The organism is Micromonospora sp. NBC_01699, from assembly GCF_036250065.1.
In the GTDB taxonomy this organism is placed as follows: domain Bacteria; phylum Actinomycetota; class Actinomycetes; order Mycobacteriales; family Micromonosporaceae; genus Micromonospora_G.
Window position 1 is genome coordinate 1,646,063 of record NZ_CP109199.1, and the last position, 14,675, is coordinate 1,660,737.

The 14,675-nt window shown below is 71.4% G+C and carries 11 protein-coding genes; 8 read left to right on the forward strand and 3 right to left on the reverse strand.

Annotation, left to right across the window (positions count from 1 at the left end; all coding sequences use genetic code 11):
* Positions 1 to 75: 75 nt before the first annotated feature.
* The gene (locus OG792_RS07450) at positions 76 to 1,284 is read right to left on the reverse strand and encodes a DUF349 domain-containing protein (protein ID WP_329108488.1); all 1,209 of its coding nucleotides are present in this window, start codon (positions 1,282 to 1,284) and stop codon (positions 76 to 78) included.
* A 260-nt stretch (positions 1,285 to 1,544) separates the two neighbouring features.
* Here OG792_RS07450 and OG792_RS07455 point away from each other — a divergent pair, with 260 nt between their 5' ends.
* The 3 genes from OG792_RS07455 to dapF are packed head-to-tail and all read left to right on the forward strand — an operon-like array spanning position 1,545 to position 4,164.
* Positions 1,545 to 2,267, forward strand: coding sequence for a hypothetical protein (locus tag OG792_RS07455; RefSeq protein ID WP_329111147.1), 723 nt, complete (start codon positions 1,545 to 1,547; stop codon positions 2,265 to 2,267).
* Complete coding sequence (gene miaA / locus OG792_RS07460; protein WP_329108489.1) at positions 2,264 to 3,184, forward strand: tRNA (adenosine(37)-N6)-dimethylallyltransferase MiaA; 921 nt, start codon at positions 2,264 to 2,266, stop codon at positions 3,182 to 3,184. The genes OG792_RS07455 and miaA overlap by 4 nt, the downstream gene beginning before the upstream one ends.
* A gap of 29 nt (positions 3,185 to 3,213) precedes the next feature.
* Complete coding sequence (gene dapF, locus OG792_RS07465) at positions 3,214 to 4,164, forward strand: diaminopimelate epimerase (RefSeq protein ID WP_329108490.1); 951 nt, start codon at positions 3,214 to 3,216, stop codon at positions 4,162 to 4,164.
* 182 nt (positions 4,165 to 4,346) lie between these two features.
* On the opposite strand, the gene OG792_RS07470 is transcribed toward dapF, so the two are convergent.
* Entirely contained in the window at positions 4,347 to 5,879 is a 1,533-nt protein-coding gene (locus OG792_RS07470; RefSeq protein ID WP_329108491.1) for an NAD-dependent malic enzyme, read from the reverse strand.
* Positions 5,880 to 6,094: 215 nt separating this feature from the next.
* On the opposite strand from OG792_RS07470, the gene hflX reads away from it, so the two are divergent.
* Positions 6,095 to 7,543 (forward strand): GTPase HflX, encoded by a 1,449-nt coding sequence (hflX, locus tag OG792_RS07475; protein ID WP_442932387.1) that lies wholly within the window; start codon positions 6,095 to 6,097, stop codon positions 7,541 to 7,543.
* An 84-nt stretch (positions 7,544 to 7,627) separates the two neighbouring features.
* The gene (locus OG792_RS07480; RefSeq protein ID WP_329108492.1) at positions 7,628 to 9,310 is read left to right on the forward strand and encodes a hypothetical protein; all 1,683 of its coding nucleotides are present in this window, start codon (positions 7,628 to 7,630) and stop codon (positions 9,308 to 9,310) included.
* A 118-nt stretch (positions 9,311 to 9,428) separates the two neighbouring features.
* Here OG792_RS07480 and lexA read toward each other — a convergent pair whose 3' ends face one another.
* Positions 9,429 to 10,223 carry a transcriptional repressor LexA gene (lexA, locus tag OG792_RS07485; protein ID WP_329108493.1) on the reverse strand — a complete coding sequence of 265 codons (795 nt, stop codon included), beginning with the start codon at positions 10,221 to 10,223 and terminating at the stop codon, positions 9,429 to 9,431.
* 246 nt (positions 10,224 to 10,469) lie between these two features.
* Here lexA and OG792_RS07490 point away from each other — a divergent pair, with 246 nt between their 5' ends.
* The 3 genes from OG792_RS07490 (at position 10,470) to OG792_RS07500 (ending at position 14,621) form a co-directional block, all read left to right on the forward strand.
* Positions 10,470 to 10,793, forward strand: coding sequence for a LysM peptidoglycan-binding domain-containing protein (locus tag OG792_RS07490; RefSeq protein ID WP_329108494.1), 324 nt, complete (start codon positions 10,470 to 10,472; stop codon positions 10,791 to 10,793).
* A 323-nt stretch (positions 10,794 to 11,116) separates the two neighbouring features.
* A complete protein-coding gene (gene nrdR / locus OG792_RS07495; RefSeq protein ID WP_329108495.1) occupies positions 11,117 to 11,647 on the forward strand; it encodes a transcriptional regulator NrdR in 531 nt (176 codons plus the stop codon).
* 79 nt (positions 11,648 to 11,726) lie between these two features.
* Positions 11,727 to 14,621 (forward strand): vitamin B12-dependent ribonucleotide reductase, encoded by a 2,895-nt coding sequence (locus tag OG792_RS07500; RefSeq protein ID WP_442932388.1) that lies wholly within the window; start codon positions 11,727 to 11,729, stop codon positions 14,619 to 14,621.
* Positions 14,622 to 14,675: the final 54 nt, after the last annotated feature.

Genomic DNA, 14,675 nt, shown 5'->3' on the forward strand with positions numbered 1-14,675 from the left:
GCGAAAGGGCCCCCTCGACACCGGAATCGGTGGGAGGAGGCCCTGCCTGCCCGGCTCTGCGCCGGGCTTCCCCGATCAGCTCGCCTGTTCCGCCAACTGGAGGAACTGCCGCTTGGCGGCGAGTGCGGACTCGGCCTCGCGAACCCGCTTGGCGTCCCCGGCCGCCTGGGCACGGGCGAGCCGCTGCTCGGCCTCGGCCACCTGGTCACGCATCTGCACCAGCAACGGGTTCGCCGACGGCTCCGTACGCCGCCACGCCGAGTCCATCGCCTGCCGTACCTTCTCGTCGACAACCCGCAGCCGGCGGTCCAGCCCGGCGGCCGCCTCGCGCGGCACCCGGCCGGCGTCGTGCCACGCCCCCTGGATCTCCCGCAGCTTGGCCTGTGCGGCCCGCGGGTCGCCGTCCACGTCCAGCGCCTCGGCCTCGGTCAGCAGCGCCTGCTTGCGCTCCAGGTTTCCGCGCTGCTCGTTGTCCCGCGCCGAGAAGACCTCGCTCCGGCGGGAGAAGAAGGCGTCCTGAGCGGCCCGGAACCGGTCCCAGAGCTTCTGCTCGGCCTCCTTCGAGGCACGCGGGGCCGCCTTCCACTGCGTCATCAGGTCCTTGAGCCGGTTAGCGGTGACCGCCCAGTCGGTCGACTCGGCCAGCGTCTCGGCCTCGGTGACCAGGTCCTCCTTGGCGCCCTGGGCCTGCTTGCGCTGGGCGTCCAGGGTGGCGAAGTGGGCGCCGCGACGACGGGTGAACCCGTCCCGCGCGGCGGCGAACCGCTTCCACAGCTCACCGTCGGTCTTCTTGTCGACCCCGCGAATGGCCTTCCACTCGTCCAGGATCTCCTTGAGCCGGTCACCGGCGGTCTTCCAGCCGGTCGACTCGGCGGCCAGCTTCTCCGCCTCCTCGACCAGCGCGGTCTTGCGGGCCAGCGCCTCGGTCCGGGCCGTCTCGCGGGCCGCCCGGGCCTCGCCCGCCTTCTCGTCGGCGACACCGGCCAACTTGTCCAGCCGGGCGCCGAGCGCGTCGATGTCACCCACCACGTGCGCCTCGGCCAGCGAGCCCCGCAGCCGCCGTACGCTCGCCAGTGAGTGCGCCGCGTCAGCGGCGCCGGAGTTGAGCCGCGCCTCGATCAGGTCCACCTCGGTCACCAGGTCGGCGAAGCGGCGGGCGAAGTGCGCCAGCCCCTCCTCCGGTGCCCCGGCCTGCCAGGAACCGACCACCCGCTCGCCCTCGGCCGTCTTGACGTAGACCGTGCCGTCCGCGTCCACCCGTCCGAAGGCCGTCCAGTCGCTCATGTGCCCATCCTCGTTCTCCCGGCGCCACCGAAGAGAGGGGTCCCCCGGGGTCGCCGCCACGGCGCAGTCATATTGCAGCGAAGTTTCTCCCCGGCATTGTCACAGGTCCCACCGGGTCCGCGTCGAGCGCCTGTGGTCGACCGTGACCATACGGTGTCCTTGACCATTGGCCGATCGGTGTGCAAGCGGGTGTAAGGTCCGAACCCAGCTACGGTGGTGGCGTGTCTCTGATCGCCGCCGCCGTCTGCCCGCACCCGCCGATGATCGTGCCCGAGATCGCCGGTTTGGCCGCCGTCGAACTCGACGACCTACGGTACGCCGTGGACAACGCGATCGCACGGCTACTGTCCGTCGCCCCCGATCTGCTGCTCGTCCTCGGCGGCGGCGCTCGCACCGAAACCCTGCCCGCCCCGTACGCCGGCAGTTTCGCGGCCTGGGGAGCGGGCGCCGGATTCCGCGTCGGCGACCGGTCAACCGCGCTCGGCGACCGGTCAACTCCGCTCGGCGACCGGTCGCAGCGGCGGATCGAGGCGCTCAGCCTGCTCGTCGGTGGCTGGCTGCTCAGCCGGCACGACCTCGGCACGACGGAGATCGGTCTGGACTGCGTCGACGGCGCCGCGCCCACCGGGGACTGCGCCGCACTCGGCGCCGCACTCGCCGAGCGCCGGCCGAGGGTCGCGCTGCTGGTACTCGGGGACGGGTCGGCCTGCCGGGGGGAGAAGGCACCCGGCTACGACGACCCGCGCGCGGGCGCGTACGACGAGGGGGTTGCCGTGGCCCTGGCCGGCGCGGACCCCGACGCGCTGCTCGACCTCGACCCGGTGGTCTCCGCCGAGTTGCGGGTGGCCGGGCGGGCGCCGTGGCAGGTGCTCGCCGGCGCGGCCGGGTCCGGGGCCGACTGGACCGGTGAGCTGACCTACCACGCGGCTCCCTACGGCGTGGGCTACCTGGTGGCCAACTGGGCGCGGGAGGGGCGGCGATGAGCCTGGTCGTCGCCGTCGTCGGCCCCACCGCGGCCGGCAAGTCGGCGCTGAGCATCGGCCTGGCCGAGGCGCTCGGCGGCGAGGTGGTCAACGCCGACTCGATGCAGCTCTACCGGGGCATGGACATCGGCACCGCCAAGCTCACCCCGGCCGAGCGGGCCGGGGTGCCGCACCACCTGCTCGACATCTGGGACGTCACCGAGCCGGCGAGCGTGGCCGAGTACCAGCGGCTGGCCCGCGCCGCGATCGACGACATCCTCGCCCGTGGCCGGGTGCCGCTGCTGGTCGGCGGCTCCGGCCTGTACGTCCGCGCGGTGCTGGAGGAGTTCGAGTTCCCCGGCACCGACCCGGACCTGCGGGCCCGGCTGGAGGCGGAACTGGCCGACACCGGCCCGGCCCCGCTGTACGCCCGGCTGCGGGCGGTCGACCCGGCGGCGGCGGCCGGCATCCTGCCCGGCAACGGCCGGCGGATCGTCCGCGCCCTGGAGGTGATCGAACTGACCGGCGGCCCGTTCACCGCCGCCCTCCCGGAACCGAAACCCTGGTACGAATCGGTGCAGCTCGGCGTCGACCGGGACACCACACCGCTGGACGAGCGGATCGCCACCCGGGTCGACCTGATGTGGGCCGCCGGACTCGTCGACGAGGTACGCGAACTGGCCCGGCGGGGCCTGCGCGAGGGCCGGACCGCCGGCCGGGCGCTCGGCTACCAGCAGGTGCTGCGCCAGCTCGACGGGGAGCTGAGTGAGGAGCAGGCGCGGGCCGAGACGGTCCAGGCGACCCGGCGGTTCGTCCGCCGCCAGCGCAAGTGGTTCCGCCGCGACCCCCGGATAACCTGGCTCGACGCCGGCCGCTCGGACCTGCTCGAAGCGGGGACCAAGGTGGTGGAGGCGGCTCGGGAGCGGGGTCGGGAATGATCGCGCGGATCATCGGGAATGATGGGTTGGTGCAGTTCACAAAGGGTCATGGCACCGGCAACGATTTTGTCATCCTCGCCGATCCGGACGGCGAGCTTCCGCTCACCCCGGCCCTGGTCGCCGCGCTCTGCGACCGGCGGCGCGGGATCGGGGCGGACGGCGTACTGCGGGTGATCCGGGCGGCGAAGCATCCGGACGGCGCCGCGTACGCGGGCGAGGCCGAGTGGTTCATGGACTACTGGAACTCCGACGGCTCGATCGCCGAGATGTGCGGCAACGGGGTCCGGGTCTTCACCCGCTACCTGCTCGACAGCGGTCTCGCCGAACCGGCCGACGGCGGACTGCCGGTCGCCACCCGATCCGGCGTGGTCCGGGCGGTGGTCGGTCCGGCCGCCGTCGGGCGCATGGTGGTCGCCGACCGGGAGATCTCCGTTGACCTCGGCGCCCCCCGACTGTACGGCCACAGCACCGCTACCCTGACCCAGCCGATCGGTACCGATGCCTCTACCGGCGCTGATGGCTCTACCGGCTCCGCCGGGCCGGTTGGATCCGACGGGCTGCTTGGTTCCCGCCGGCTGACCCTGGCCGGCACGGCGGTGGACTGCGGGAATCCGCACCTGGTGTGCGTGCTGCCGGCCGGGGTGGAACTGTCCGCGCTGGACCTGACCCGGGCACCCGGATTCGATCCCGACTTCTTCCCGACCGGGGTCAACGTCGAGTTCGTCACCGCGGCCGAGCCGGTGGCCGGCACCGACCTGCACGTGCTGATGCGGGTCTACGAGCGCGGTTCGGCGGAAACTCTCTCCTGCGGCTCCGGTGCGGTGGCGGTGGCCGCGGTGGCACTGCGCGACGCCGGCCTGACCGAGGGCGTGGTCGCGGTGGACGTACCCGGTGGCCGCCTCACCATCACCCTCGCCCCCGACAGCGCCTGGCTAGCCGGCCCCGCCCTCCTCACAGCCCAAGGCACCCTCCTCCCGTAACCCCCTCCCCCCCTCCCCCCCCCCCCGAGCGCGCACGCGCGCACCCCCAGCCTCGTCGATCTAGGGCAAATGGTGGCTGTTGGAGATCAACTAGCCTGTATTTGCCCTAGATCGACGGCGTGCGGGGCGTGCGCGGCGCGCGGGGGAGGGGGCGGGGGGTGGGGGCGGGGGTGGGGTGGGGGTTAGTTTGTGGTGGCTGGGGGGGCGGTGGGGGCGGCGGCGGTGGCGGCGATCTCGGGGAGGTCGGCGGGGCCGGGGTCGGCGGCGGGGGCCGGGGTGGGGTGCTGGGCTGCGGCGCGTACGGCGGTGGCGACGGCGGTGGCGACCCGGGAGTCGAAGACGCTGGGCACGATCACCGACGGGTTGATCTTGTCTTCGCCGACCACGTCGGCGATCGCCCGAGCGGCCGCGAGCGCCATCTCCTCGGTGAACTCCTCGGCGTGCGCGTCGAGCATGCCGCGGAACACGCCGGGGAAGGCGAGCACGTTGTTGATCTGGTTCGGCTGGTCGGAGCGGCCGGTGGCGACCACGGCGGCGTACTTGCGGGCCTCCCGCGGGTCGACCTCCGGGTCCGGGTTGGCCAGCGCGAAGACGATCGAGTCCTTCGCCATGCCGGCGATGTCGTCGCCGGTGAGCAGGTTCGGCGCGCTCACCCCGATGAAGACGTCGGCGCCCCGGATCGCGCCGGGCAGGTCGCCGCTGTAGTTCTCCTTGTTGGTGTTCTCGGCCAGCCACCGCCAGGCCGGGTTGGTGTCGGCCAACCCACGGTGCAGGGCGCCCGCCCGGTCGTACGCGATGATGTCGCCGACGCCCTGGCGCAGCAGCAGCTTCATGATCGCCGTACCGGCGGCACCTGCTCCGGAGACGACCACCTTGACGTCGGCGAGCCGCTTGCCCACGACGCGCAGGGCGTTGGTCAGCGCGGCGAGCACCACGATCGCGGTGCCGTGCTGGTCGTCGTGGAAGACCGGGATGTCGAGCAGGTCGCGCAGTTTGGCCTCGATCTCGAAGCAGCGCGGGGCGGCGATGTCCTCCAGGTTGATCCCGCCGTACGCGGGAGCGATCGCCCGTACGATCGAGACGATCTCGTCCACGTCCTGGGTGTCCAGCACCACCGGCCAGGCGTCCACCCCGCCGAAGCGCTTGAACAGAGCGGCCTTGCCCTCCATCACCGGCAGCGAGGCGGCCGGCCCGAGGTTGCCCAGGCCGAGTACGGCCGACCCGTCGGTGACCACGGCGACGGTGTTGCGCTTGATGGTGAGCCGACGGGCGTCGGCCGGGTTCTCCGCGATCGCCAGGCAGACCCGGGCCACCCCCGGCGTGTACGCGCGGGACAGCTCGTCGCGGTTGCGCAGCGCGACCTTCGGGGTGACCTCGATCTTGCCCCCGAGGTGCAGCAGGAACGTACGGTCGGACACCTTGCGGACGTCGACGCCGTCGAGCGCGGTCAGCGACTTGACCACCTGGTCGGCGTGGTTCGCGTCGGCCGTGTCGCAGGTGAGGTCGACGATGACCGTGGTCGGGTCGGAGTCGACCACGTCCAGGGCGGTGACGATCGCGCCGGCTTCGCCGACACAGGTGGTGAGCCGGCCGATGGCCGAGGCGTCAGCGGTGACGCCGATCCGGATAGTGATCGAGAATCCGGCACTCGGCAGGCGGGTGGTGGTCACGGGGTCCCTCCGTCGTTGGCGGGTGCGACCGGTCGGCCGCCGCATTCGCATTCTTACCCGTTCGGCTCGGCGCCGCTTCCGGCGCATCCCCGGTAGGTGTCGTAAACGACCCTCCTCAGCACACAAACGACCCTTTTCGACCGATGAGCCGCCCGTCGGGCCGGACGAACCGATCAGCCGGGGTGACGGATTATGGCGGTGCGATCGGTGCCGGAGCGTGTCACGATTGAGGTCAGGGATCAAACGGACAGGAGACCCGCTTGCGAAATCAGGAAAGCTTCGCTCCGCTGACCGACCAGGACCTCGACGCCCTGCTCGGCGAGGAGGTCACCACCGGTGAGATGGAGCGGGAGGACCGCGCGGCACTGCGCCGGGTGGCCGGGCTCTCCACCGAGCTCACCGACGTCACCGAGGTCGAGTACCGGCAACTCCGGTTGGAGCGGGTGGTCCTGGTCGGGGTTTGGACCGACGGCACCATGACCGACGCGGAGAACTCGCTCGCCGAGCTGGCCGCGCTCGCCGAGACCGCCGGCTCCGAGGTGCTTGAGGGGCTGATCCAGCGGCGTACCCGACCCGATCCGGCCACGTACATCGGTCGGGGCAAGGTCGAGGATCTCGCCGCCGAGGTGCTCGCCTCCGGTGCGGACACGGTGATCTGCGACGGGGAGCTCTCCCCGTCCCAGTTGCGCAACCTCGAACAGCGCACCAAGGTCAAGGTCGTCGACCGGACCGCGCTGATCCTGGACATCTTCGCCCAGCACGCGAAGAGCAAGGAGGGCAAGGCGCAGGTCGAGCTGGCCCAGCTCGAATATCTGCTGCCCCGGCTGCGTGGTTGGGGTGAGAGCCTGTCCCGGCAGGCCGGCGGCAGTGGTCGCGGCGGCGGCGCCGGTGGCGGTGTCGGCACCCGAGGTCCCGGCGAGACCAAGCTGGAGACCGACCGGCGCCGGATCCGCCACCGCATCTACCGCCTGCGGCGGGAGATCAAGGCGATGCGCACCGTACGCCAGACCAAGCGCGCCCGGCGCAGCCGCAACGCCGTTCCGGCGATCGCCATCGCCGGTTACACCAACGCTGGCAAGTCCAGCATCCTCAACCGGTTGACCGGGGCGGGAGTCCTGGTCGAGGACGCCCTCTTCGCCACCCTGGACCCGACCACCCGCCGGACGGAAGCCGCCGACGGGCGGGTCTACACCCTCTCCGACACGGTCGGCTTCGTCCGGCACCTGCCGCACCAGATCGTCGAGGCGTTCCGTTCGACGCTGGAGGAGGTGGCCGACGCCGACCTGGTCGTCCACGTGGTGGACGGGGCGCACCCGGACCCGGAGGAGCAGGTACGCGCGGTCCGTGAGGTGCTCGCCGAGGTGGGCGCGGACAAGCTGCCCGAGCTGCTGGTGGTGAACAAGACCGACGCCGCCGAGGAGGAGACGCTGCTGCGGCTCAAGCGGGAGTGGCCGGATGCCATTTTCGTCTCCGCGTGGGCCGGGCGGGGCATGGACGAGCTTCGCGCGACGATCGAGGCCCGGTTGCCGAGACCGGCGGTCGAGCTGCGGGCGGTGCTGCCGTACGCGCGGGGTGACCTGGTCGCCCGGGTGCATCGGCGCGGTGAGGTGCTCGGTACCACACACCTCGCCGAGGGGACGCTGCTGCACGTGCGGGTCGACGAGGCGTTGGCGGCTGAATTAACCCCATATCGGGCCGTCGGCGAGTAGCCCCGAAACCGCCCGAAAAGGCGGCTTCGGGGCGAAGGATCACGGCCTTCCCACCGTGTCTCTGCGACGTGCGACACTTGGCCGATGCGGCGTGTCCTCTCCTCGGTCGTGGTTGTCGGTGGTGTGGTCGGCGGGTGTCTGGGGCTGACCGGCGCCCCGGCGCTCGCCGCACCGGCCAAGGTCTGCACCATCGACGACAGCCGGACGAACGAACTCTCCGGCATGGTCGCGACGAAGACCGGCTACGTCGTGATCAACGACAGCACCGACGTGCAGAGCCACGACCAGATCTTCGTCCTGAGCAGCAAGTGCGCGGTGACCAAGGCGATCCCGTACACGGGCAAGGGCTCGCGCGATCCGGAGGACCTGGCGGTCTCCGCGGACGGTAAGACCCTCTGGGTCGCCGACATCGGGGACAACGCCGACGCCGCCGAACGGCGTACCAGCGTGGTGCTGTGGAGCCTGCCGGCGGACGGGACCGGCAAGCCGGTGCTGCACCGGCTTGCCTATCCGGGCGGCAAGCCGCACGACGCCGAGGCGCTGCTGATGGGCGACGACGGTGCGGCCTACGTGATCACCAAGACCGGCACCGAGAAGAGCGAGATCTACCGGGCGCCGGCGCCGCTGCCGAAGGACAACGCCACCGGCGTGCCGATGGAGCTGGCCGGTGAGATCGCCCTGCCGAAGAGCACGACGGAGAACCTGCTCACGGTCACCGGCCGGCTGATGATCACCGGTGCGGCCCGGTCTCCGGACGGTAGCCGGGTGGCGCTGCGCACCTACGCCGACGCGTTCGAGTGGGACGTGTCGGACGGCGACATCGTCAAGGCGCTGACCACCGGCAAGCCCCGGATGACGCCGCTGGCCGACGCCTTCGGCGAGTCGATCTCGTACACCCCGGACGGCAAGTCCTTCGTCACCGTCTCGGACGTCGGCAGCCTCGCCGACGATGCCGAGGTGGTCATCCAGAGCTACGTACCGTCGGCGAAGACCGCCGAGGCGCCGGCCGCGGCCGACGGCGAGGCCAGTGGCGCGACCGAGAGCGGCAAGTCCTGGACCTCCCAGCTCACCCTGTCCGACATCACGTACCTGATCGCGGCCGTGGGGGTGCTCGGTGCCCTGCTGGTCGGGTTGGGGATCTTCGGCATCCTCCGGTCCCGGCGCCGGCGGGCGGCCGAGCCGGCGGAGCCCGGCTGGCCCGACGACGGCAACGGGCCGAGGGGTGGCCGCCAGGGCGCCGCTGACCTGCCACCGGACCAGTCGGGCCAGGCGCGCGGCACCACCTACGGCGGCGGCGCCCAGGACGGCGGTTGGACCGGACAGCCCAGCGGCCCCGGCGCGAACGGTTACCCGCACCCCGGCGGAGAGTACGAGCCGTCCGGTCGTCCCCAGGCCGGGGTCTACGGCGGTCAGCAGGGCGGCGGTCAGCAGGGCGGCGGCGCGGTCTACGGCGGTACGCCCCGGCCCCCGGCCGGTGGCCCCGCCCCGGGCGTGTACGGCGGTGCCGGGTCGCGGGCGCCCGGCGGTGGCACCCCGTCGGGTCCGGTCTACGGTGGCGGCCGGGGTGGCTACCCGCCCGCCGATCCGCACCGCCAGGGAGGCGACCCGCATCGCCAGGGTGGCGACCGCCGCAACGGCCAGCAGCCGGTGAACGGCCACGTCCCGCCGCGCGGCGGGCAGCAGTACGGGCCGGGACGGCCCGCGCCCCAGGGCTACCCGGAGCAGGGCTATCCCGAGCAGGGCTACCCGGACCAGGGCCGGCGCTGAGCCGGCAGCCGGACAGGTCGAAGCCGTCCCGGCAGCCGGAGACGTCGAAGCCGTCGCGGCACGGGCGAGTGTGGCCCGAGTGCGCCGCGACGGCTGTTCGCGTGCTGCCGGATCGGGGCTAGATCCGGCGGAGTACGGCCACCACCCGGCCCATGATCGAGGCGCTGTCGCCGGGGATCGGGTCGAACGCCGAGTTCGCCGGCATCAGCCAGACGTGCCCGTCCCGCCGGCGGTAGGTCTTCACCGTCGCCTCGCCGTCCAGCATCGCGGCCACGATCTCGCCCGAGTCGGCGGTCGGCTGCTGGCGGACCACCACCCAGTCGCCGTCGCAGATCGCCGCGTCGAGCATCGAGTCGCCCTTGACCTTGAGCATGAAGACCTCGCCCTCGCCGACCAGCTCGCGGGGCAGCGGGAAGATGTCCTCCACGGCCTGCTCGGCCAGGATCGGACCACCGGCCGCGATCCGACCCAGCATCGGCACGTACGCCGGGGTGGGGCGCTGGGCGCGGGCCGCCTCGTCGTCCACCAGGTCGTTGGGTGGGCGTACGTCCACCGCGCGGGGACGGTTCGGGTCCCGGCGCAGGAAGCCCTTCCGCTCCAGTTCCTTGAGCTGGTAGGCGACGCTCGACGGGGAGACCAGGCCGACCGCCTCGCCGATCTCGCGCACGCTCGGCGGGTAGCCGTAGCGCTCCACCCAGTCCCGGATGAACTCCAGGATCCGCCGCTGCCGGGTGGTCAGGTCGGCGCTGACCAGGTCGGGGAAGTGACTCACCACTGAGGTGACGGCGCGCAGGGTGGGCTGCTCGGCCGCGCGGGAGCGGGCCGGGCCGCGGCGGCGGGCCGAGGGGGCGCCGGATCCGGCGACGGCCTCTTTCGGGTGTTGCTGCCGGTTCGTCCGGTCGTCGGTCGACACGTCCGTCCTCCCTGCTCGGCGGTGGTGCCGGTGTGGCACGTGGTGCGCATGGGCCCGGATCCCGCGCGACCGTGCGTCGGCCGGGATCGGTTGTTCACGACCGTATAGGTGAGATCAGACAGTTTCAAACATCTGTACGACGTGGCGTCGGCGTGTCGTGCCCGCACGCTCGACATCCGTACGCCTGTTCTGATACACCATCGTACGTCTGTTCTATCGAACTGGCGTACGATCTTGGAGGTCAGCGTGGGTGCACCGGTCATTTCCCAGCCCTCGCGGCATGGTCGACTACGGCTGACCCGGCGGGGTCGGGTGGTGCTGGTCGTTTTCTTCCTGGTGCTCGTGGCCGGGCTGGCGGTGGCGCTCGCGCCCTCCTCCCGGGCGGCCGACCCGCCCGGTCCGGCGCCCACCGCGGTGGTGCTTCCCGGTGACACGCTCTGGTCGGTCGCCGAGCGGCACCGACCGGGTCGGCGGCCGTTCCGGGTGATCGACGAGATCCGTCGGCTCAACGGGATCGACGGATACACCATCCATGCCGGGCAGCGGTTGACCCTGCCGCGCGAGCGGTGACTGTCCGGGGTTTCGGGGGCGACACACCGTGATCGTCTGACCGTCCGTCGGGGGCCGGTAACCGCTGGCCGACCCGCACTGTTGGGAAGATAACGGCGACGCGCGAGACCCGCCCGTCAACTTGACCACGGCCGCTCCGCGGCATACGGTCGACCCCTAGATGTAGTAGTGACATGGGTGTGAGTCGCCCACAGGTTGGGTTCGGCTACCCGCAGCTTCCCTTTCACCAGCACGGCGACGGCCACTTCACCGTGGCTCCCGCCGGCTGTCCTGGTGTCCGGGAAATGACGGGCGCCCCACAGTGCGGTGAAAGGAGGTCGGCTATGCGGTGTCCATACTGCCGGCACGCCGACTCCCGGGTCGTTGACTCGCGTGAGGCCGACGACGGCCAGTTGATCCGCCGTCGGCGGTCGTGCCCGGAGTGCGGCAAGCGGTTCACCACGGTCGAGGAGGCCGTCCTGGCGGTCGTCAAGCGCAGCGGGGTGACCGAGCCGTTCAGCCGTACGAAGATCATCGGTGGGGTGCGTAAGGCGTGCCAGGGCCGCCCGGTCGACGAGGACAGGATCGCCCTGCTCGCCCAGCGGGTGGAGGAGACCGTCCGGGCCAAGGGCGCCGCCGAGATCCCGAGCAACGAGGTCGGCCTGGCCATCCTCGGCCCGCTGCGGGAACTGGACGAGGTGGCCTACCTCCGCTTCGCCAGCGTCTACCGCTCGTTCGACTCCCTGGGGGACTTCGAGCGCGAGATCGAGTCACTGCGCGCGGCGGCGGCCGCCCGGACGGCGGCGCGGACCGACGCCGCACCGGGGTCGACGACCCCGGCCGAGGCGGAACCGGCCGGCGGCCGTACCGGTTAGCTTCTTGGTTTTTGATCATGTCGTTGGCGCGGCGGCGGACCGTGCCGGTAAGGGGGCGGATGAGATGGCGGGGGAAGGTATGACAGCGAACAAGAGCAGGTCACGGGCGGCTACCACGACCGGACTGAAGATCGAGCGGGTCTGGACCACCGAGGGGGTGCACCCCTACGACGAGGTGACCTGGGAACGCCGGGACGTCGTCATGACGAACTGGCGCGACGGCTCGATCAACTTCGAGCAGCGCGGGGTCGAGTACCCCGACTCGTGGAGCGTCAACGCGGCCAACATCGTGACCACCAAGTACTTCCGCGGTGCCGTCGGCACCCCGGAGCGGGAGTGGTCGCTCAAGCAGCTCATCGACCGGGTGGTGAAGACGTACCGGGCCGCGGGGGAGCAGCACGGCTACTTCGCCACCGAGGGTGACGCCGAGATCTTCGAGCACGAGCTGGCCTGGATGCTGCTGCACCAGGTGTTCAGCTTCAACTCGCCGGTCTGGTTCAACGTCGGCACCGCCTCGCCGCAGCAGGTCAGCGCCTGCTTCATCCTGGCCGTCGACGACTCGATGGACTCGATCCTCGACTGGTACAAGGAAGAGGGGCTGATCTTCAAGGGCGGCTCCGGCTCCGGCGTCAACCTGTCCCGGATCCGCTCCTCGCGGGAACTGCTCTCCAGCGGCGGCACCGCCTCCGGCCCGGTCAGCTTCATGCGCGGCGCGGACGCCAGCGCCGGCACCATCAAGTCCGGCGGCGCCACCCGGCGCGCGGCCAAGATGGTCATCCTCGACGTCGATCACCCCGACATCGAGGAGTTCGTCACCACCAAGGCACGCGAGGAGCACAAGATCCGTGCCCTGCGTGACGCCGGGTTCGACATGGACCTCGGCGGCTCCGACATCGTCAGCGTGCAGTACCAGAACGCCAACAACTCGGTCCGGGTCACCGACGAGTTCATGCGGGCGGTCGAGGGCGCCGGCACGTTCGACCTGCGCGGCCGACTCGACGGCGCGGTGATCGACACCATCGACGCCAAGAGCCTGTTCCGGACCATCGCCCAGGCCGCCTGGGAGTGCGCCGACCCCGGCCTCCAGTACGACGACACCATCAACGACTGGCACACCAGCCCGGAGACCGGGCGGATCACCGCCTCCAACCCGTGCTCGGAGTACCTGCACCTGGACAACTCCTCGTGCAACCTGGCCTCGCTCAACCTGATGAAGTTCCTCCGCGCCGACGGCGGCTTCGAGGTGGAGAAGTTCGTCCGCTCGGTCGAGCTCGTGATCACCGCGATGGACATCTCGATCTGCTTCGCCGACTTCCCGACCGAGAAGATCGGCGAGACCACCAGGGCCTACCGGCAGCTCGGCATCGGCTACGCCAACCTCGGCGCGCTGCTGATGGCCACCGGCCACCCGTACGACTCGGAGACCGGGCGCTCGGTCGCCGCCGCGATCACCTCGCTGATGAACGGCACCGCGTACCGCCGCTCGGCCGAGCTGGCCGGGGTGGTCGGCGCCTACGACGGGTACGCCCGCAACGCCGAGCCGCACAAGCGGGTCATGCGCAAGCACGCCGCCGCCAACGACGAGATCAAGCCATCCGGTACGGTCGCCACCGCGATCGTCCGCGAGGCGACCAAGCAGTGGACGCAGGGCAACAAGCTCGGCGACCGCAACGGCTGGCGCAACGCCCAGGCGTCGGTGCTCGCCCCGACCGGCACCATCGGCCTGATGATGGACTGCGACACCACCGGGGTCGAGCCCGACCTGGCGCTGGTCAAGTTCAAGAAGCTGGTCGGCGGCGGCTCGATGCAGATCGTCAACCAGACCGTCCCGCGCGCCCTGCGCAGCCTCGGCTACCCCGAGGAGCAGGTCGAGGCGATCGTCGAGCACATCGCCGACCACGGCCACGTTGTGGACGCGCCCGGCCTCAAGCCGGAGCACTACGCCGTCTTCGACTGCGCCATGGGCGAGCGTTCGATCGCCCCGATGGGTCACGTCCGGATGATGGCCGCCGTACAGCCGTTCATCTCCGGCGCGATCTCCAAGACGGTCAACATGCCGGAGGCGGCCACCGTCGCCGACGTTGAGGAGATCTACTTCGAGGGCTGGAAGCTCGGCCTCAAGGCGCTGGCGATCTACCGCGACAACTGCAAGGTCGGCCAGCCGCTCTCGGTGGCCAAGCCGAACAAGGCCACCGGAGCCGCCCCGGCCGAGGTGACGCCGGTCAGCGCGGAGAAGGTTGTCGAGAAGGTCATCGAGTACCGCCCGGTACGCAAGCGGCTGCCGAAGAAGCGCCCGTCGGAGACGGTCTCCTTCTCGGTCGGCGGTGCCGAGGGCTACCTCACCGCGTCGTCGTACCCGGACGACGGGCTGGGCGAGGTCTTCCTCAAGATGTCCAAGCAGGGCTCCACCCTCGCCGGGGTGATGGACGCGTTCTCGGTGGCCATCTCGATCGGCTTGCAGTACGGCGTCCCGCTGGAGACGTACGTCAGCAAGTTCACCAACATGCGGTTCGAGCCGGCCGGGATGACCGACGACCCGGACATCCGGATGGCCGCCTCGGTGATGGACTACATCTTCCGTCGGCTGGCCCTGGACTTCCTGCCGTACGAGCGTCGGGCCGAGCTGGGCATCTTCACCGCGAGCGAGCGGGCCGCGCAACTGCGGGCCGAGGCCGAGGCGGAGAACAACCTGGAGTTGGCCGTGATGGCCACGTCCGCCCCGGTGGCGACACCGGCCGAGGTGAAGCCGGAACCGGCCGCCGCTGCCGTCGTGCCGGTGGCGGCCGTGGCCGAGCCCGAGGTGATCGGGACCAAGCAGCTGGGGGTCCGGATCGGGTCCTCGACCGAGCTGCTGGAATCGGTGCTCGGCAAGGCGGCGGACGCACCGCTCTGCTTCACCTGCGGCACGAAGATGCGCCCGGCCGGTAGCTGCTACGTCTGCGAGGGCTGCGGCTCCACCTCGGGGTGCAGCTGAGCCCGGACAAAGTGCGTTAGCTGCAACGTCAAGTTGTTCGATGGGCAACGACTG

Coding starts and splice junctions, on each gene's coding strand:
- OG792_RS07450 (WP_329108488.1), bottom strand. CDS start 1,284: ATGAGCGACTGGACGGCCTTCGGACGGGTGGACGCGGACGGCACGGTC.
- OG792_RS07455 (WP_329111147.1), top strand. CDS start 1,545: ATGATCGTGCCCGAGATCGCCGGTTTGGCCGCCGTCGAACTCGACGAC.
- miaA (WP_329108489.1), top strand. CDS start 2,264: ATGAGCCTGGTCGTCGCCGTCGTCGGCCCCACCGCGGCCGGCAAGTCG.
- OG792_RS07470 (WP_329108491.1), bottom strand. CDS start 5,879: ATGCGGCGGCCGACCGGTCGCACCCGCCAACGACGGAGGGACCCCGTG.
- OG792_RS07480 (WP_329108492.1), top strand. CDS start 7,628: ATGCGGCGTGTCCTCTCCTCGGTCGTGGTTGTCGGTGGTGTGGTCGGC.
- nrdR (WP_329108495.1), top strand. CDS start 11,117: ATGCGGTGTCCATACTGCCGGCACGCCGACTCCCGGGTCGTTGACTCG.
- OG792_RS07500 (WP_442932388.1), top strand. CDS start 11,727: ATGACAGCGAACAAGAGCAGGTCACGGGCGGCTACCACGACCGGACTG.